Genomic DNA, 19,243 nt, shown 5'->3' with positions numbered 1-19,243 from the left:
ATTTCGCAGACCAAAGCGATTACTTGAGCTGTTTGCTTAATAGACAGCTTCTGTGCCGACTAAGGGAGTGTGAGGTAAAACAATGAAACGGGTAATAGTCAGCGACATTTTTGGATATACAGACGCATTACAACAATTGGCTGATGGACTCGATGCGCAACTCATTATTGATCCCTATGATGGTAAATGTCAGCACTTTGCCAATGAGCAATGTGCCTATCAGTGTTTCAGTGAACACATGAGCATTCAACGTTACAGTGAAAAGATTGCACAGAGCTTAATGGCGGTTCAGCAGCCCGTCTCGCTGTTGGGATTCAGTGCGGGGGCGAGTGCAATTTGGCAGTATGTGTGTGATATGCCGCACACAGACCTGCCAATGATTTCGGGAGCTTTGCTTTTTTATCCAGGTCAAATCAGATACCTACTTGATAAGCAACCTCAGGTCACTACCAATATCATATTTGCTCACACAGAGCGTCATTTTAACGTCAGTGAGGTGATGGCCACACTCGATACAAAAAAGCAGACCGAGGTGCACAGTGTACAGGCGCTACATGGGTTTATGAATCCACACTCAGATAATTTTGATAAGCAGGTTTATGATACTGTGATGCATGGGTTAAAGGCGATACCAAGTAATGCGTGCTTATCGTTGTTTAGCTGGTAGGTTTTTGTTTTAGCTGGTATTTTTCTAACATGATGCGCATTACATCACGCCACGTGATGATACCCACTGGCGCGCGCTGCTCATCGATAATTGGCACACAGGAGATGCGGTGTTGATTGAATAGGGTTACCACGTCAATTAGCTTAGCTTGGGTGGTAAGTGAGATAGGGGAGTGGCTCATCACTTGGCTGACGCGTTTATTGAGCGTTGCCCTATCTGCTGGCGTTGCGGATGCTTTACCTACGTTGGGGCTTATAGCCTTGAGAAAGTCTCTGTCTGATACCACGCCGGTAAGTACATTTTGCTCAGTCACTAAAATATGGTGGAACTGGGTGCGTTTAAAAATATCGCTAACCACACGTAACGTGTCGTCTGGGCCGCAAGTAACGACCGGGGAGCTCATGATGTCACTCAGCTTCATGTTATCTCGTCGTGTATCAATAAATATGGAGTAACTACATAGAGTTATAAGTCATATATGGGAAATTGCCAGCTTCATACAACAATGCAGTGGTAAATACATGCCGCAATCAAAATGGTGAAACACAAAGAGTATGTGTTTGATAATCGCAAGTGAGAGGCTGTGAAGTACCAACAACACTCTCAATTAGCTTAACGCAACGCGGGTTTGCGCATCACTCGATTCAACCAGCCGGTTACGACCATTTTGCTTGGCAATGTACAAGCCTTTATCAGCCTGCATCAACATATGTTTGATGTCGCCTTTGGCAAAAGGCTGGCAATTCACGCCAATGCTGATGCTCAACGCGATTGTGTCGCCTCGCCAATGAAAGGTATTGTCACAAATACTCGTGCGAAGACGTTGTCCGACTCGTATGGCGGTTTCGTGGTCGGTATTGGCAAGCAGTACCGCAAATTCTTCACCGCCGATACGGGCCGCGATGTCGGAACTGCGTACTTGTTGCGCAATATTTTTACTGACCCATTTGAGCGCAGCATCACCAGCATCATGGCCATATTGGTCATTTACTAGTTTGAAGAAATCAACATCAATCATCATCACTGCAATAGGGTGTTGCTTCTCGATACATTCATTGATGCGCTGCTCTCCAAAAGTAAAAAAGGCACGTCGATTGTATAAATTGGTCAGCGCATCAAAATTAGCGAGGTTTATCAAGGTTTCTTCTGAGCGTACAAAGTAAAGCATGGGGAAAACCATTGCAGTGCAGGTGCTTAGCACCAAGTGAATCGTTAAAATAATGTGTAATACATAACTGGATTGAACAGTAGTGCCTTGGTCATACATACTGATTAAATAGCTAGTTTGCATAAGCATTAATACACTGTGCAGAGCAAAAAGCGCCCCTAAAATGAGAATGTATATGTTTGAGTTAGCGCGTGCTTTATGCAACTGATAGGAAGTAACGGCAAACACCGAAGTGACTACTAAACTGGTGAAAATTTGCGAGAGTTCAAGGTAAGGCGACAACAGCACCAAGGCAAATGCACATGTCAATACAAAACCTTTGAGTGAACTTGCGTGCTGTTCTGGGCGAATGTGCCAAAGTACACCATACAAGGCAAGCGTGGGAGCGCTAATGATCAACAGATCAGCAAAGCTATAGGTCAATAGAGGCCAATCAATGAATACGCGCATGCTGGCGGTAACCTCGGCCAGCGAAAAGACTAAACAAGATAACCCCCAATACAAAAAGCTGCGTTGTCGTCGCTGGGAGTATATCGACAACAAAAAACACCCTATAAAGCAATTTAAGAGTGTGGATACCCCTATTACGGTAGGCAAATGAATCATGTAGTAATGGCCTTTATCACGTTGACTTCATTGTAGTTGAGGGGCTACGAACTGCAATCTTATAGGCAATCGCGATAATTGTTAAAAAGTGGTCATAATTGCGTAAATGTAGTGGTTTATCTAATTTGCATTCGTTCTATTTTTAATTAACTGTCTGATTATAAAGTGTATTTAATGTTGGTGTGGATGTTGCTATGTTTATATCGACCAAATAGAGGAGAAAGATGATGGCTGTGGCAGCAAAGGACCGACCGTTAGAAGTTGTAAAAGAAGAAGTAATAGACCAACTAATATTAAATTACAGTCACGGTGAGCTATCAAGTGATGCATTTGAGCGCCGTTTGGACAGCGCTTATGAATGTGATGACCAGCAGCAGTTAGTCGCGCTGGTGGCCGATTTACCACTGCAATCGGACCCGCGTTACCAAAGTGAAAAAGCAGCACGATTGCGCCCGCAGTACACGCAAAGTTCGCAAGATGACAAAGATTTGAGTATTACCACGGTACTGAGTTCAGATCATCGTAGTGGGGATTGGGTTGTGCCACAAGTCATTCATCTTAAAAACGTACTTGGAAGCGCGGAGTTGGACTTTAGCAATGCTATCTTCACTCACCCGGAAGTGCATGTGCACTTAAATTGTCTTTTGGGCAGTAATGAGATATTTGTTCCACACAATGTGGATGTGCTCACACAGACAACAAATATCATAGGCTCAGTAACCAACAAACGTGTGTCGCTTGGTCCACGTACAACAGACACACAACGCCCGAAGATTATCATCCACGGTCGTGTGGTTTTAGGTAGCCTTGAGATAAGTGTGAAGCGCACAATGAAAGAAAAACTCAAAACGTTTGCGCAGAGTATGCGAGCGTTGTTTGACGATGGCTCACACGACCACGACCACAACAAGTATTACTAGGGCGTGTTCATCTTTGCTTTTGACACAATTCATACGTCAAAGGTTAACGTGTTTTAAGTATTCAGTAGGTAAAAATGGCGATGTGGTATTATGCTCATCGCCGTTTTTTATTGTCCACGGGTAATATGCTCACTTCATGGCAACAGTAGGTTACAATGGCATTTTTAATTAAAGATGTTGCTGCGAATGAGCGCCCTTGAGAAAATTTTTGTTATCGGCTTACCACGAACAGGCACTACGAGTGTCTGTGTTGCAGCGCTCGAGGGCGGATATAAAACGGCTCATACGGCTTACACTCAAGCGTGCTTTGAGCAAGCACAATTTATTGCCGACACCCCATGTTTTAGTCATTACCACTATTTAGCGAAGCGCTATCCTAAGAGTAAATTTGTTTTACTGCGTCGAGATGAACAAGCGTGGCTTGGCTCTATCACACGCTTGTTGGCGCGTATGCACAAGAACCTGTTGTGTGAGCAAGGTGGTTTTAGCCCTTTATTAAAGCAAAGTTATCAGCGGGTTTTTGCTCCTTTAAATGAACATAGCATTGCTGATGAAGCGCATTTATTGATGTGTTATCAGCGTCATTATGACGAGGTTATGGCTTTGTTTTCAGATCAGCCCCAGCGCTTGCTGGCAATTGATGTAAGTTGTGCTGAAGATTATCACCGCTTTTGCGAATTCCTTGGTATTGAAAACTCAGGGCAGGGCTTTGCTCATCTGAACAAAGGGAATAAGGTCATGGCGTGGAAGGACGTTCAACACCCATTAAAGGTGCAATCAACACGCAATGGTAAAGTGGATAATCTCGATAGCTGGTGGCAAAACTAGCATCTGCGACTGTGTGTAAGTACAATGGCGGCAATTTCAGTATCAAGTGATTCTTATGTTCGAATTAGCATTTCAAACTCCAAAAGAGTGGACCGAGGCAGTCCTCGCTGACTTTAATACCTTTTTACAAGACCATGCCGCAGCTGAAAAAAAAGCCTCTGGTATGGCGTTATCTATGCTGTCGCATTATCCAGATAAACGTAAACTGGTTAAGGCGATGACTGATTTAGCCTTAGAAGAAATGATTCATTTCAAACAAGTGGTTAAGTTATTAACAGAGCGTGACGTGAATCTTGGCGACGACAAAAAAGACGCGTATGTGAACCAGTTACGCGGTATGTTTCGCCACGGTAAAGAAGTGTTCATGCTCGATAGATTGTTAGTTGCGGCAGTGATTGAGGCACGCGGACATGAGCGTTTTGCATTAATAGCCGAGGCGCTACCAGCGGGTAAAGACAAAGAGTTTTACACGGCTATCGCAAAGTCAGAAGAAAAGCATAAGAATCTATTTGTTGAACTTGCATATGAATATTTCGACAAAGCCGAAGTGGATGCGCGCTTAGCAGAAGTCATTAAACGAGAGGCGCAAATTTGTGCCTCGTTGCCAAATAGAGCGGCGTTGCACTAATTACTGAGGATTTAACTCACACACAAAAAAGGCTGGAATATCCAGCCTTTTATATTCATCTAACCTGACTCACCTTGCTTTTGTAGACTGCGCATCTTAAAGCCTAACCAACACAAGATAATGCCAAAGATAAAGGCATAAATGGCAACTAGCCACAGTACCGCGAGGATCCCTTGACCGGGGTTAAACATCAAATAGCCGCCAAAGACAACAGAAATTATCCCGCTGATTAACACTAGCATGGTGCCATCAAGGTACTTTGACAGCTTGATGGCCGCAACAATTTCCATAACGCCAATGGCGACTGCCCAAAAGGCAATTAAATAGAGCATTACCATAGCAGTCAGTTGTGGCATGGCAACGGTAACAATGGCCGCAATGATACCCAAAGCACCCGCAATCAAGGTCAGATACCAATAGGGTGAGCTATCCTTTTGCTTTAATGCCAACCAGACTCGCGATACGCCATCGAACATAAAAAAGGCAGCGAAAATAGCGATTAAAGCGCCAAGAGTTGCTTGCGGTAGTAACCATGTCACAGCGCTAAATATCAGCGCTGCAACTCCTTGCATCATAAATACCGGCCAATAAAGGGGTAAATGGGTGTTGGGTGTCATGTTTTTAATCTCTACAGGGTGTTTTTATAAACTTGTCCCTCTTTCATGACAAAGTCAACACTTTCGAGCACAGTGATGTCCTCAAGTGGGTTACCTTCAACGGCAATTAAGTCAGCCGCAAAACCTTGCTTTATCTGGCCTAATGAATCTTCAACGCGCAATAATTTTGCTGAATTGATGGTCGCGCTTTGCAGCGCTTGCAATGGCGTCATGCCAAATTCAACCATGCGTGAGAACTGTTTTGCATTGTCGCCATGAGGATAAATTGCAGCATCAGTACCAAAGACCATGTTCGCGCCTGCTTTTACAGCACGACTAAAACTGTCGCGCTGGCGCTTTGATACTTGTCGCTCTTTATCGAGGTTTTCTTGCGCCACGCCATTTTGTTCGCCAAAGGTCAGGGTGTACTCCGTGTTGTAGATATCCATAGAGAGCCAAGTGCCATATTTCTTTGCCATCTTGATGCCTTCATCATCAATAAATGACACATGCTCAACACTATCTACTCCCGCTAAGATAGCCGCTTTGATGCCGCTGGTGCCGTGAGCATGAGCGGCCACAGTTAAGCCGCGCATATGCGCTTCTTCGACCAGGGCATTCATCTCTTCTTGCGAATATTGTTGTATGCCCACTTTAGTGCCTTTGGAAAATACCCCTCCAGTTGCACAGAACTTGATTACATTGGCACCATATTTGATATTTTCACGCACCTTCGCACGCACAGCCCATGGACCATCGGCTACGCCCTCTGCGCGATAATTAAGCTCTGGTGGTACGCGGTTATTATCGCAGTGCCCGCCAGTAACACCCAGCGATGGGCCAGCAGCCCAAATACGTGGGCCAGGCACATCCCCCGCATTAATACCATCTCTAAGTGCGATAACGCTGTAGCCTGTTGCGCCAACATTACGTAATGTCGTGAAGCCTGCTAACAAGGTTTTATGGGCAAAATAGGCTGCTTTAATCGCTTTGCGTGGCGCTGAGTGTGTGAAGCGCTCCGAGCGTGGCACTGTGGGGTCAGAAGTGAGATGCACGTGCATATCCATCAGCCCTGGTAGTAATGTTTTGCTCCCTAAATCAATGACTACATCTTGTGCTGAGATACTGGTAGGCAATTGCTTATCTAATGCGGTGATCACGCCATTATCGACAGTAACAACAACATCCTTGACGATGTTTCCCGTTTTCACATCGAGCATCTGTTGGGCTTTGACATAGGTGGCACTCATTGCCGGTGTACAGAGCGCGAGCAGTGCGCAACTAATAACAGAATAGGCAGGCTTGAACATAACGTTCCTTGATTAAATAAGTTGAGCATTCAATCTAGCAAGTGTCTGCTTTAGTGGCAATTTTACGCGATAAAGAGTGCTCTTTTTAAGCTAACTAGCTATGCTAGGTAGTGTCCCTAAAAACAACAAATGGAAACCAAACATGCGCGTCACCGTGTGGATCTTATGCCTTATCTTTGCAGGTTCTGCTTTCGCTACAGCTCAAGTAACCGTTAAGGATCTGCTCAATAGTGAGGAAGAGCAACAGACTCAAACCAAGCAAGTTGCCGATAGTAGTACAATAGATGATGCTATGCCCATCGATGAATTTAATCGAGGCACGCCGCGCAGCACCATGCAGTCTTATCTCAACGCAGCAAGGGTGCAAGATTTTGCATTGGCCAGTAACTACCTTGATTATCGCAACGTAAACGACGCAGTGCGAGAGGTCGGCGAAGAGCAGCTTGCTGAGATTCTGTTTTTAGTGCTCAACCGCACTCTATGGGTGGACTTAGAGCAATTAAGTGCGCACCCCAAAGGTAAAAATGAGGAGTTTTTGCCTAGCTATCGTGATTTGGTTGGGGAAATAAAAACATCCCAAGGGCCGGTGCAAATTTTATTGCAACGTGTGCCCGGTGATAAAGCCAACAATTATATCTGGAAGATATCCAACGCCACTGTTAATAATCTGCTGTTGCTGCGCGATGAATACGAATACTCTCAGGCAGGGAAATGGTTGTATAAACACCTACCTGATGGCAGCTTGCTTGGTGTTAAGCTGTGGCAATGGGTATATTACAGCGCCAATTTTGTGTTGTTTGTGTTTGTCGCCTTTATCATTACACAACTGGCTGTACGTATCTTTTCACAATTTAAACCGGACCTAAGTCAAGAATTCAAAACCTTGATAGGCGGCCCCGCATGTTTGCTGCTAGGGGTGATTTTAGCGCGTTATTTTGCCTCGGACGCCAACTCGACACTGGCAAGCAAAGCCTTGTTTGAGGGCGCAACACTCTTGATTATTGCCTGGACATGGTTTGCCGTACGCTTTGTTGATGTGGTGCGTTATCGTTATGGTATTGCGCTGCAAAAGCGCGGTAATGATCAAGCTGTTTATCTCCTTCGCCCCTTGGCAAATGTAGTAAAAATCAGTGTGGTTATTTTTGCTTCGTTCATGTGGCTGGAAAATCTTGGCTTTAGCGTTACAACCCTACTTGCGGGCCTAGGTATTGGTGGTTTAGCGGTTGCTCTGGCAGCGCAAAAGTCAGTTGAAAACATTATTGGTGCTATTACTTTGTACTCGTCAGCACCGGTGAAAATAGGGCAGTTATGCCGTTTTGGCGACCAGCTTGGTACGGTAGAAGAGATTGGTTTGCGGGCAACGCGTATTCGTACACTTAATCGCTCTGTGATTCATGTTCCTAATGCGCGTTTCGTTGATATGGAGTTGGAAAATATTTCTGAGAGAGAACGTATTGCCTATCGACCTGAATGTGTATTTGACTCCAATACCACATCACAGCAAGTTGCACAGTTCCAAACCCAGTTCAAATCTTTGTTGCAAAGCCAAGATGACTTTAGTGACTCGCCTTGTCGTGTGCGCTTTGTTGGTTTTGTGCCTCGAGGCTTACATATTGATGTACTTGGCTATCTCGAAACGACGGACTTTAACACTTATGTGGCTCGCAACGATGAACTCAATTTGGCGATGTTGGCACTGATAGAAAAACTAGGGATAAAGTTAGCTGCCCCAGAACATTATTAGGGCATGTTGTTATTTATGGTTTGATTTGAACAAAATTCATATCTAAAAGGTCAACACGTTCTCATCTAATGTTTAAAAAACAAGCAAAAAATATTTAAAGTTCCTAAAATTGAGAGTGTTATTTTCTTTAGTTAGGTCTATATTTCAAAATGGTATAGAAAAAAAAGTGGTTGTTTTTATACCAAAGGACAAATGTCCTTAGTTGCGCTTAAAATGCATAATATTTCTCAATCATGCTGTTAAATGAAGTGAAATGTTGCAAAAAAATGACATAAAAATGAAGAAAATGCCGTTTTAAATGCTATACTTCGCCACCGTAATGCTCAGCCTTTTATTTGTGCTTGTACTCTCAAATTTAAGGTCCGCGTGGATACGCGAAAAATTGAGCATTCTGCCAGGTGATAGGGCGCTACATATCTACCGTTGAACAAAAGAGTACAATTTAAGGGTTAAATCCGACATGAAAGCGATGAAACGTACTGCGATTGCTAACTTAATTAAAGCAACGCTGTTCTCTGCTGCTGCAGGTACTGCATTCACATCTACCGCTGCTGAACAACAAGGTCCAGCCGCGAAAGACAACTCTCTTGAAGTAATTCAAATCACTGCTCGTAAACGTGTTGAAAACGCACAGGAAGTTCCTGTTGCTGCTTCTGCTGTACAGGGCGACAACCTAGAAGCATACAGCTCAGCTGGTATGGACATCCGTTTCTTAAACGCGAAAATTCCAAGCTTGACTGTTGAGTCTTCATTTGGTCGTACTTTCCCACGTTTTTATGTACGTGGCCTAGGTAACGCCGATTTCGATTTGAACGCGTCACAGCCTGTTTCATTAGTAGTAGACGACGTTGTACAAGAGAGCCCGATTCTTAAAGGCTTCCCTGTATTTGACGTTGCTCGCATCGAAGTATTACGTGGCCCACAAGGCACGTTATTCGGTCGTAACACACCAGCTGGTTTGGTAAAAATTGACTCAGCTCGTCCTACTCAAGAGCTAGAGGGCTACGCAGCTGCTTCATACGGTTCATTTAACTCAATCGATTTTGAAGGTGCACTAAGCACAGGTCTTACGGACAACCTATCTGCACGTGTTTCTGTACTTCGCCAACAACGCGATAACTACATTGATAACCGCGCACCAAACAACTTCATCGATGACGCCACAGGTGGTTATCAAGAAACTGCAGCACGTGTTCAGTTCTTATATGAGCAAGACGCATTCAGCGCATTATTCAACTACCACACACGTGACCTAAATGGTAAGCCAATCGTATTCCATGCAAATGCGATTGAGTCAGGCACTAACAACCCTCGTCCGGGTTTTGATCCTGAAGTGACTTACCACGACACAATTCAATTCTCTACTCAAAATGTAGAGAGCCAAGGTGCAAGCTTGACACTTGAGTTTGACCTTGAGAACCACACTTTGACTTCAATCACAGGCTGGGAAAGCGCTGAGATCTTCTCTCGTGCAGACGTAGACGGTGGTTTCGGTTGTGGTAACAACTTTGTTCCTGGTTGCCCTACTGAAGAAATGGGCCCTGGCTTTATCTTCTTGGCGTCTGAAACTGCAGATGCACTGCCAGAGCATGACCAAATCACTCAAGAAATCCGTTTAGCAAGTAACTTTGCTAGCGACTTCAACTACCAAGTTGGTGCTTTCTATTACAGCGAAGAGCAAGTAATTGAAACATACGGTTGGGATGGTCTAGGTTTTGAATTCCCTATCGGTTATGTTCGCCAAGATCAAGATACAACAGCATGGGCTGTGTTCGCATCAGGTGAATATCAAGTAACTGATAAGCTTGAGCTTTCTGCTGGTCTTCGTTACTCAAACGATGAGCGTGATTTCACAGCATCTCGTTTTGCCAACAAAGGCGACACGGTAGCTAACTTGACTAAGTCTGTATCTCCAGATGATAGCCACGTTTCTTGGGACTTAGCGCTTGCGTATAAATACAGCGACGACATTAACTTGTTTGCTCGTGCAGCAAACGGTTTCCGTGCTCCAAGTGTTCAAGGTCGTATTCTATTCGGTGATGAGGTAACAGTTGCTGATTCAGAAACTATCAACTCAATCGAAGCGGGTATTAAATCAGACGTTCTTGATGGCCGTGGTCGTATTAACGCAACCGTATTCTACTATCAAATGGACGATCAACAGCTTACTGCTGTAGGTGGTGACTCAGGTAACTTCGCACGTCTTCTTAATGCTGACAAAACAGTAGGTTACGGTTTAGAAGTAGATACTGAGTGGGTACTAACTGATAACATCGATGCGATGTTCAACTTCAGCTACAACAACACAGAGCTACAAGACAATGACTTGTTCTCACCAGGTTGTTTCGCATGTACAGTGACAGATCCTCTTACTGACCAAGGTTACAGCCTAGACGGTAACAGCCTTCCACACGCACCAGAGTGGATTGCTAACTTCACACTACGTTACACAGCAGAGCTAGGTGACGGTGAGTTCTACGCTTACACTGATTGGTCATACCGTAGCGAAATTGACTTCTTCTTGTACGAGTCAGTTGAGTTTGAAGGTGAAGCGTTATTCGAAGGCGGTCTACGTACTGGTTATAAATGGTACCAAGACGGCAATGAGTTCGAAGTTGCTGCTTTCGCTCGTAACATCACGGATGAGCGTGTATTCATCGGTGGTGTAGATTTCAGTAACAATACTGCAATCGTAAACGAACCTCGTTTCTTCGGCGCAGAGTTCAAAGTGAACTTCTTCTAAGTCGAACGATGATACTAAAAACCCGCCTTGATGGCGGGTTTTTTCATTTATATCAGCGTGTCGAGCTGATAAAGTACCACTTTGTTATTTTGCGAGAGCACAAGCATGTCAGGATTTTGGAATTACCGCGTAATTTTAGCGGAAGAGCAGGGCAAAGAGCCGCTTTATCAAATTCATGAAGTTGAATACACAGCAAACGGCCGCGTAAGCAACTGGTCAGAAACAGGTGCAGCACCTTTTGGTCGTACTCTAGAAGAGTTACAAGCCGATGCAGAGCGTTTAAAAAGTGCATTCGACAAACCTATTCTTAAAGTTGAGCGTCAAGCGCGAGGCTATGAACTAGTTGAGATTGAAAGCGGTGAGCCGGCAACGGCAGAGCCGCCAACAGCAAGTTAATTTAAAAGCGCTTTTGAGCGCTTTTTTTGTGTCTTCATAATGCGGGGAAGAACATGATAAATACCTTGTTATTTGATTTTGACGGCACGCTCGTTGATTCAGAAGTGTTGCATTTCCAATGTTGGGCTCAGGTACTCGCGCCATTTGCTATTGAACTAGAAGAAGAGAGCTTTTGCCGCCAATATTCGGGCCGACCTACACTGGCTAGCGCTTTTGACATGGTGCAAAAATATGCCTTAGATGCTGACGGGAAGGATCTCGCGGCTCAAAAAAATGCGTTGTTTACCCAGATTGCGGTACACGTTTTACCGCCACTGTTACCCCATGTTGAGCAGGTACTTTCGCAAGCACATAACGATGGTTTCACGCTTGCTTTAGTCACAGGTAGCACCCGTGACGAAGTAACGCCTATATTGGAAGGCTATGGTTTTACCCATCTATTTAAGACGATTGTGACCAAAGATGATGTCCACAATCCTAAACCACACCCCGAGCCCTACCGCTTAGCGCTATCGCGTTTAGGAGTGCAACCTTATAATGCGCTGGCAATTGAAGACACATATACAGGCTCGCGCTCTGCAAAAGATGCAGCTTTGAGTGTTTATGTGGTCCCTAACAAGTACACCCAGGAGCAAGACTTTACTCATGTTGATGGGGTGTTTTCAGATTTAAAGAAAATGTATGCAACACTGACAAAACCCTAAAAAAGGAACTAAACTACCAGTAAGGGCCCTCGGCGAGCGTGCAGTCGCACTTGCCGAAAACATAAGGATGTGTTTATGCGCTTACTATTATTGCTATGGTTATGGTTGCAATGCACTTCGGTGATTGCCACCGCACCTGACATAGAATCAGCAAAGCCATTGGATGGGGATGTCGAGCTTAGTGCCTATCTAGCATCAGAGAAGCTAGATGGTATTCGAGCGACATGGATGCAGGGTAAGCTCGTTACCCGCGGCGGGAAAATACTAACAGTACCCAATTGGTTTACACTGCATTGGCCACATCAACGCCTAGATGGTGAATTGTTTGCAGGGCGTGGACAGTTCAATCTTGTTGCTAATACGGTGTTGGATGATGTTGCCAATGATGCACAATGGCGCAAAATCCGCTTTATGGTATTTGATGCCCCTTCCTCTGAGCCGTTTCGTGAGCGTTATCAACATTATCTAGCACAGATTGACGATTGTGATTCAGAATACCTAGAAGCAATTGAGCAGCGCCAACTCAGCAGCCAGGGCGAGTTAGATGCGTGGCTCAGTGACATTATTGCAAAAGGGGGCGAAGGATTAATGCTACATCGTGCTGACGCACCGTTTAGCGCAGGAAGTCGTGAGCATCTTATTAAAATCAAAGTAAAACATGATGCAGAAGCCGTGGTAGTCGGTTATCAAGAGGGTAAAGGCAAGTACCAAGGGATGATGGGCGCGCTAATCGTTCAAAATAGCTCAGGCCAGCGTTTTAAAATTGGCACTGGCTTTAGCGATGCACAGCGTGCGACACCTCCGCCAGTGGGAGCAACTATCACTTACACCTATCAGGGGCTTACCAAAAATGGATTGCCCCGTTTTGCAGCTTTTGAGCGTATTCGTGATCTCAGCACGCTGGCGCCTAAAGAGTAAGAGTGCGCTCGGCGAGGTATTTTTCGTAATCGGGTAAATCTCGCGGTAATGGTGTTTGCATAAAACGAGAAGCGAGCAGCATATCAGCGGTCGCCTCATTACAGGCAACGGGGATGTTCCAAACTGCTGCTAGGCGCAGCAACGCTTTTACATCCGGGTCGTGAGGTTGTGATGACAACGGATCCCAGAAAAATACCAGCATATGAATATCGTGCTCGGCTATTTTTGCACCCAGCTGCTGGTCGCCACCCATAGGACCACTGAGTAGTTTATTCACCACTAATCCCGCTTCTTTTTCTATCAGTAGCCCAGTAGTGCCTGTACCGTAAAGAGTGTGTGAACTGAGTTCTTGTTTATGACGTTGACACCATTTTATTAAGGCGTTCTTCTTGCCATCATGAGCAACCAGCGCAATGGTTTTTTGTGCTGGTAAAGGTTGGGCTTTGTGATCCATAAATACGTTTCTAGTTGGCGATTTTGAACATTTATAACAATAGGTTGATAGCCAGCGCAATAAAAATAGCGCCTGTGAGGCGGTCAATCCACAATTGTGCGCTAGGATGCCGTTTGAAGTATTGTGCGATTTTGTCGCCAAAGTAGATGTATGTGCAATCAATGGGAAAGGCAAGAATAGGGTAGAGCAAGCCAAATATTGCCAATTGCATTGTTGTTGAAGTCGATAATGTGGGGTCTACAAACTGGGGGATGAAGGCAATGAAAAACAGCGCGACTTTAGGGTTGAGTACCTCGGTCATTAGCGCTTGAAATAATGGGCTTTGCTTATTTACTTGCACATGTGGTTTGTCTTCACACTCTTGGCTTGAACTATTTTGCCATGTTTGCCAAAGCGTTATAACACCCAAATAGCCAAGGTAACAAGCGCCCAAGTATTGCACTATGGTGTAGGCCGTTTGCGACGTTTTTAACAGTGCGGAAAGACCAACAACTGCAAACAATGTGTGCACGACGCCACCCAATGCAAATCCAATAGCACAGTGCATACCCGCTTTGCGGCCATTAGCAAATGTTTGCGCCATTAAAAAGGCATTTGACGGACCAGGACCGACGGCAATGAGAAAGCTAGCACCAAGGAAGGAAAGCAATAATTCAGGGTTGAGCATGAAGGTTGTGTGTTGCTGTGGCTAAAGGGGCACAGGGTAGCACCTTGGTATAGAACAATAAAGAGCTGCAACGGTTAGTAAAAGCAATAAAGCGGGCAAATGCCCGCTTTATTAGTCAACTCACCGTATATTAGAAGTTAACAGTAACAGTTGCAGAGCATACTGTGCCGTTCTCTTCACATACTTGGTACCCGAAGCTGCCAGATGTTTTACCTAGGCTGTCAGTGTATGCATTGTTGTTAGCAACCGTTGCGACTTTTGCACCGTTACGGAAAATATCAACGTTTGATGTTGAAGCACCAGACCAGTTTAAGTCTACGAATGCATTGCCGCGTGACTTATAACCTGTTGCGTCAAGTGATACGTCAGCACCACCTGTGCCGCCACCGTTACCGCCGTCACCACCACAGCCATTTGCTGTTAGGTAAGCGTCAGCGTCAGCAGCTTTAACGATACCGTAACCGAAGTACACGTCTTTACCCGCTGCACCTGCATCTGATGCAGTCGCTTTAAGTGCTGCACGAATTTCTTGACCTGTACACTCTGGGTGATTTGACCATACTAGAGCCGCAAGACCTGCTACCGCTGGAGTTGCCATTGATGTACCGCTCATGTAGCCGTAGTCGCTACCAGAGATAGTGATAGTAGCACTTGTCGAAGCCATAAGCGCTGCACGGTCTTCTTGTGCAGTACCTACTGCTGGGATAGACGTTGAGTTAGTGTCACCTAGTGTACCGTAAAGCATGCCTGGTTCGTTGTTTACGATGATAGCACCAACACCACCAGAGGCTTCACAATTTGCAACTTTGTCGTGGAAAGAGATAACACCACGGTCGATTAAACATACTTTGCCAGCTGCACCGCCATCTGTCGCTTCAGCTGTACCCATGAAGTAAAGGTCGCCAGACGCAGAACCTGTGTTCTCCATAGCCGATACTTCGATGCCTACGCCATCAGCTGATGCTGAAGCGAATGCTGCCATACCCGCCGGGTAAGTAGAAAGTGTATCAACACCACCTGCTGTAACTTCAACACAGATAGTTTCGTCTTCTGTAACGTTTTTACCACGGCCTGATGTACAGCTTGGGAACTGTGAGAAGCTCGCGATGTTGTTGTCAGCATCGTTTGCACCAATCATCATTACTGAAGGGTAACCTGCAGGGTAAGAACGAACGCTGTTGCCATCGTTACCTGCTGCTGCTACGACAAGACCGCCTGCTGCATTAAAGTTAGCGAATGCGTTTGATTCAGTGCTGTTCGAACCACCGCCACCAAGACTCATGTTGATGATGTTCGCGCCAGCTTGTGAACATAGATTTGCAGCGTGAGCTAGGTCTGAAGAGTAGCCCCAGCCTTCTGCGTTAAATACTTTGATGATGTGCATATCAACACCCGGTGCCATACCAATTACACCAATGTTGTTGTCAGCTGCACCAATGGTACCGGCTACGTGTGTACCGTGAGGGCCACCATTGTCGAACCAGTTACCCGTACCTGAGTCATTATCACCTGTGATAGCGCCCCAGTTAAAGTCAGGGTTAGATGCGTCAAGACCTGAGTCGATCACACATACCTTCATGCCCGCGTTCGCGTTGAAAACAACTTGGTCCGCTTGCGATTGGTATACAGCATAAGGTGTAAGTTGCTGTGTCATTGGATCGCCTAGATCGTCATTGTATACGCCCATTGCGTAACGACGCTCATCAGCTTCGACAAGTTTAACGTGAGGGTTGTTCAGTAATCCTTTTACTGTAGCTAGGTCTTTACCCGCGAAAGTCGCAGCGAAGAAACCGTTACCGTCCATGTTTACATCACCGCCAAGTTTTTTAGCGAGTGCTTTCACTACGCCTTTTTTATCGTTGTCAACTTGGATGATATAGCGGTCATCTGCAGCAAATGACTGCGTTGCGCCACCTAAAAGAGCGAGTGCAACAGCGCTGCGAATTATTGTTTTTTTCATAGAAACCTCAGATGTAACAGTGGAAATTGTTAACTCATGTTTAACATTGATTAACATTCTTACCACTTTTGTGACAAAGCGCAATCCCTATTTTGGGTTTTTTATTTAAAAACTTAGAATATTAAGTCTATGCGTCCTGTACTTTAGTTATAAGCGGGTGTCTATCTATCTAAGGTGTTGCTCTTGATGTGCATAAAAAATGCACAAATATCGACTTTGTGTGCATTTTTCCGGGTTAGTTATGCAGGGTTTGGCCTTTGGGTGTTAATAGCAATAACCATAATGGAATGAGCATGGCTATATGTAACGCAATTAACACAGGTGTAGCAAATGGTAAGTTTTGAGTGATCAGTACTAACGCACCCGCACCACTCATTTGCATTACGCCAATCAATGCTGATGCTGTTCCTGCTTGTTTCGCAAACGGAGCAAGTGCAGCGCCTGCTGCACTGCCTAAGATAAGTGCGTAGCCAAGGGCGCAGACAAACATCGGGTACATTAGTGCCCCTGGATCTTGGCTGTCTTTACCCAAGACTAAAGCGACTGCGCTACCAATAAGTAATGTCAGACCAAATAACAGAGCAACGCGTGACGAGCGTTTGATCAGCTGAGGAGCTACAAAGCATGCAATCACGCTAATAGCCCCATTAATTGCAAACCACACGGTAAAGGATTCAATTCCTCGGTTTAGGTGTTCAATAATCCATCCCGGCGCGGTGGTAACGAACATTAAAATTGAACTCATGGTGAGCATAGCAATGCTGGCATTGAAGACGAAAGTCGGATTGCGCAGTATGGGTACGAAGCGTCGTAAATCGAATAAGTGCCCTTGATAATGACTGTCTTGCGGGCGTGTTTCACGGTAGAAGAAAAAAGTTACAATAGCCCCTATTACAGCCCATAGAACCATGAATACAAAGTTGCTTTGCCAGTTGAATGTGAGCGTTAACCACGCCCCTAAAATAGGCGCTAATGCAGGTATAAAGCAGACTATGCCATTTAAATAAGTGAGCATTTGACCACTGCGCTTAGGGCCGAATACATCTCGCACTATGGCAAACGCTGCAACAAATGTGGCACATGCGCCTAACCCTTGCAGTGCACGTGCTGCTAAAAGCCAAGGGAGGCTGGTTGCAAATGCACAGGCGATAGCCGCGAGGGCGTAGATGCTGATACCAAACAGTGCCACAGGTTTGCGGCCAATTTTATCAGCAAGGGGGCCTGCTATCAGTTGCCCTAAGCCAACGCTTAGCATAAACACCGCCACCGTTTGTTGTAGATGCTGCTGTGACACGTTGAACTCTTGGGCCATGACTACAAAAGCGGGTAAATATATATCAATGGCAAGTGGGCAAAACACCACTAACAGCATCAGCATGGCGAGAAGGGTTTTACTTTGACTTGTTTGAGGTGCGGGTGTGTGTGTCACGGCTATTACTACAAGGTGGAATGCAAAGGCGTATTGTAAGGAGCTAACGGGTTAGATGCCAGCAAAAGCAACGCTTTTAAATGCGTGCTCGTCACTTGTGCCTTGGAATCAATAGCGAGTGCCACTTAATTTGAGAATCTCAGGCAGCCACTATTGTATTGATTCAAAAAGTTGAAGATTCGAGAAAATAAGAAATTGCCACTCAATTTGAGATCCCTTATAAAATTGGCGTTCAAAATGAGACTTATAAAACACTAATCAACTGCCGTTACGGAGCTGAGTGTCGGTGTTGTACTCGATTATTGAACTTGTATGCTACTTATGTCGCCGGTTATGGGCAAGTGGTTTGTAGCGCACATAAATAGATGAAGCGGCCAAAAAATATGGCTTTGATGGCGGCAATTTTGACTGGTAATCCGTTCACAGCATAGGGTGTATCTCAAATTCAACTGAGACACAAAGACTGTTTGCCATTATTGCTCCTGTGAGGCGAACAACATGTAGTCTGCGATGTAATTTAAATAAGGCGAGCGAGTTTTCATTTTCATTCCTTTGAAAATATGCAAACACTGTATATTAAGACAGTTTTAGCGTAATCGCTCACATAGTCAGGAAAACGACCCAATCGCGTGCTTTTGTCGCAAGATAAAAACGAGCAATAGCTATTTTTAATAATATTGGCAATAAGTTAACTAGTCTGTTAAAAATATATCATTCAGAAAAGTGAGCGGTAGCGTAGTAGAAAAACGCGCGATTCGCTCGCTATAAACATGTTAGGGTTACAGGGAAAGTAAGTGCAAAAACTCCAATTCATTTTTTTATCTTTACTAATTTTTGTAACTCTTGGTTGCAGTGAAAAGCCAACTGATATTATCACTTGTTCTGGTGCTGTTTCCGAGGGAAGTATTTGGGTTTCTATCTCAAACGATAATCAAGTAACAATTGGCAGTTCACAATTTTCAGAGAGTTTGCTTCGTTCAAAGTATCAATTGGTTAAACAATCTTGTGATTCTGTTACTGTTATCATTCAAGCTGACAAATCAGCTAAAAACAAAGTGGTTTATAACACAATACAAACGATAAAATTAATGGGTTATCAAGTGTCACAGTACCCCTAACACATATGAACCTTCTTCCGTCAAATAAACAATAGAATCTTTTTTAGCTGCCGATAGGCAGCTAACTGTTTTTCAATCAGCAAAATAATCTACTTCGCTCTGTCATTGTGGCCGTTAAATAAATTGCTTACGGCAAACACATATAGAGGCTCTCTTATTGTGATCTCATCACTGCCTAACTCTGCCATTCCTTATGGTGGTTAGGGGCACTAGACATTTATCGGTTAACCTTAAGAAGGCGCTATTCAAGTCAGTTGGCTCGTGGCTCCAGTTAGTTTCAGGCTCAACTAAGGTGTAAACAATTTTGCTCATTCTTAATGCGCACCAATGGGGTGTCTAATCAAGCGCAAGTAGCTTATACAGCGACTATATTTACCTGCAATATCA

At 44.7% G+C, this 19,243-nt stretch carries 18 protein-coding genes; 10 read left to right on the top strand and 8 right to left on the bottom strand.

The window, feature by feature from the left end:
• Positions 1-82 precede the first annotated feature (82 nt).
• Positions 83-667, top strand: a complete 585-nt coding sequence (locus AAEU32_RS14665; protein ID WP_421971280.1) for a dienelactone hydrolase family protein — start codon at positions 83-85, stop codon at positions 665-667.
• Here AAEU32_RS14665 and AAEU32_RS14660 read toward each other — a convergent pair.
• Both AAEU32_RS14660 and AAEU32_RS14655 read right to left on the bottom strand, forming a co-directional pair.
• On the bottom strand, positions 657-1,088 hold the full coding sequence (locus AAEU32_RS14660; protein WP_421971279.1) for a CBS domain-containing protein: 432 nt from the start codon (positions 1,086-1,088) through the stop codon (positions 657-659). The genes AAEU32_RS14665 and AAEU32_RS14660 overlap by 11 nt on opposite strands.
• Positions 1,089-1,274: 186 nt before the next feature.
• Positions 1,275-2,285, bottom strand: a complete 1,011-nt coding sequence (locus AAEU32_RS14655) for a GGDEF domain-containing protein (protein WP_421971278.1) — start codon at positions 2,283-2,285, stop codon at positions 1,275-1,277.
• Between the two features lie 380 nt (positions 2,286-2,665).
• On the opposite strand from AAEU32_RS14655, the gene AAEU32_RS14650 reads away from it, so the two are divergent.
• The 3 genes from AAEU32_RS14650 (at position 2,666) to AAEU32_RS14640 (ending at position 4,817) form a co-directional block, all read left to right on the top strand.
• A complete protein-coding gene (locus tag AAEU32_RS14650) occupies positions 2,666-3,361 on the top strand; it encodes a LiaF domain-containing protein (RefSeq protein ID WP_421971277.1) in 696 nt (231 codons plus the stop codon).
• 186 nt (positions 3,362-3,547) lie between these two features.
• Positions 3,548-4,189: a sulfotransferase family protein gene (locus tag AAEU32_RS14645; RefSeq protein ID WP_421971276.1), complete on the top strand. Its 642-nt coding sequence runs from the start codon at positions 3,548-3,550 to the stop codon at positions 4,187-4,189.
• A gap of 55 nt (positions 4,190-4,244) precedes the next feature.
• Entirely contained in the window at positions 4,245-4,817 is a 573-nt protein-coding gene (locus AAEU32_RS14640) for a MiaE family protein (RefSeq protein WP_421971275.1), read from the top strand.
• 59 nt (positions 4,818-4,876) lie between these two features.
• Here the strand turns inward: AAEU32_RS14640 and AAEU32_RS14635 are convergent, their stop codons facing one another.
• Together AAEU32_RS14635 and AAEU32_RS14630 are read right to left on the bottom strand one after the other, a co-directional pair.
• Positions 4,877-5,434: an HdeD family acid-resistance protein gene (locus AAEU32_RS14635; RefSeq protein ID WP_421971274.1), complete on the bottom strand. Its 558-nt coding sequence runs from the start codon at positions 5,432-5,434 to the stop codon at positions 4,877-4,879.
• A gap of 11 nt (positions 5,435-5,445) precedes the next feature.
• Positions 5,446-6,723: a Xaa-Pro dipeptidase gene (locus AAEU32_RS14630; RefSeq protein ID WP_421971273.1), complete on the bottom strand. Its 1,278-nt coding sequence runs from the start codon at positions 6,721-6,723 to the stop codon at positions 5,446-5,448.
• 142 nt (positions 6,724-6,865) lie between these two features.
• Here AAEU32_RS14630 and AAEU32_RS14625 point away from each other — a divergent pair, with 142 nt between their 5' ends.
• The 5 genes from AAEU32_RS14625 (at position 6,866) to AAEU32_RS14605 (ending at position 13,228) form a co-directional block, all read left to right on the top strand.
• Positions 6,866-8,467, top strand: a complete 1,602-nt coding sequence (locus AAEU32_RS14625; protein WP_421971272.1) for a mechanosensitive ion channel family protein — start codon at positions 6,866-6,868, stop codon at positions 8,465-8,467.
• A gap of 460 nt (positions 8,468-8,927) precedes the next feature.
• On the top strand, positions 8,928-11,210 hold the full coding sequence (locus AAEU32_RS14620; protein ID WP_421971271.1) for a TonB-dependent receptor: 2,283 nt from the start codon (positions 8,928-8,930) through the stop codon (positions 11,208-11,210).
• A gap of 105 nt (positions 11,211-11,315) precedes the next feature.
• Positions 11,316-11,606, top strand: a complete 291-nt coding sequence (locus tag AAEU32_RS14615; protein WP_421971270.1) for a hypothetical protein — start codon at positions 11,316-11,318, stop codon at positions 11,604-11,606.
• A gap of 53 nt (positions 11,607-11,659) precedes the next feature.
• Entirely contained in the window at positions 11,660-12,310 is a 651-nt protein-coding gene (locus tag AAEU32_RS14610) for an HAD family hydrolase (RefSeq protein WP_421971269.1), read from the top strand.
• Between the two features lie 75 nt (positions 12,311-12,385).
• Complete coding sequence (locus AAEU32_RS14605) at positions 12,386-13,228, top strand: DNA ligase (protein WP_421971268.1); 843 nt, start codon at positions 12,386-12,388, stop codon at positions 13,226-13,228.
• On the opposite strand, the gene AAEU32_RS14600 is transcribed toward AAEU32_RS14605, so the two are convergent.
• From AAEU32_RS14600 to AAEU32_RS14585, 4 genes are all read right to left on the bottom strand, one after another.
• Positions 13,218-13,682, bottom strand: a complete 465-nt coding sequence (locus AAEU32_RS14600; protein WP_421971267.1) for a methylglyoxal synthase — start codon at positions 13,680-13,682, stop codon at positions 13,218-13,220. The genes AAEU32_RS14605 and AAEU32_RS14600 overlap by 11 nt on opposite strands.
• Positions 13,683-13,713: 31 nt before the next feature.
• Positions 13,714-14,349, bottom strand: a complete 636-nt coding sequence (locus tag AAEU32_RS14595) for a LysE family translocator (RefSeq protein ID WP_421971266.1) — start codon at positions 14,347-14,349, stop codon at positions 13,714-13,716.
• 130 nt (positions 14,350-14,479) lie between these two features.
• Entirely contained in the window at positions 14,480-16,309 is a 1,830-nt protein-coding gene (locus tag AAEU32_RS14590) for a S8 family serine peptidase (protein WP_421971265.1), read from the bottom strand.
• 235 nt (positions 16,310-16,544) lie between these two features.
• On the bottom strand, positions 16,545-17,738 hold the full coding sequence (locus AAEU32_RS14585; RefSeq protein ID WP_421971264.1) for a multidrug effflux MFS transporter: 1,194 nt from the start codon (positions 17,736-17,738) through the stop codon (positions 16,545-16,547).
• A gap of 794 nt (positions 17,739-18,532) precedes the next feature.
• Between AAEU32_RS14585 and AAEU32_RS14580 the strand changes: the two genes are divergently transcribed.
• On the top strand, positions 18,533-18,856 hold the full coding sequence (locus tag AAEU32_RS14580) for a hypothetical protein (protein ID WP_421971263.1): 324 nt from the start codon (positions 18,533-18,535) through the stop codon (positions 18,854-18,856).
• Positions 18,857-19,243: the final 387 nt, after the last annotated feature.

Origin of the sequence: Pseudoalteromonas maris, from assembly GCF_049257235.1 — a bacterium.
GTDB lineage: Bacteria > Pseudomonadota > Gammaproteobacteria > Enterobacterales > Alteromonadaceae > Pseudoalteromonas.
Note: the sequence above shows the minus strand (reverse complement) of the source record. Positions and strands in the feature narration are given on the sequence as shown.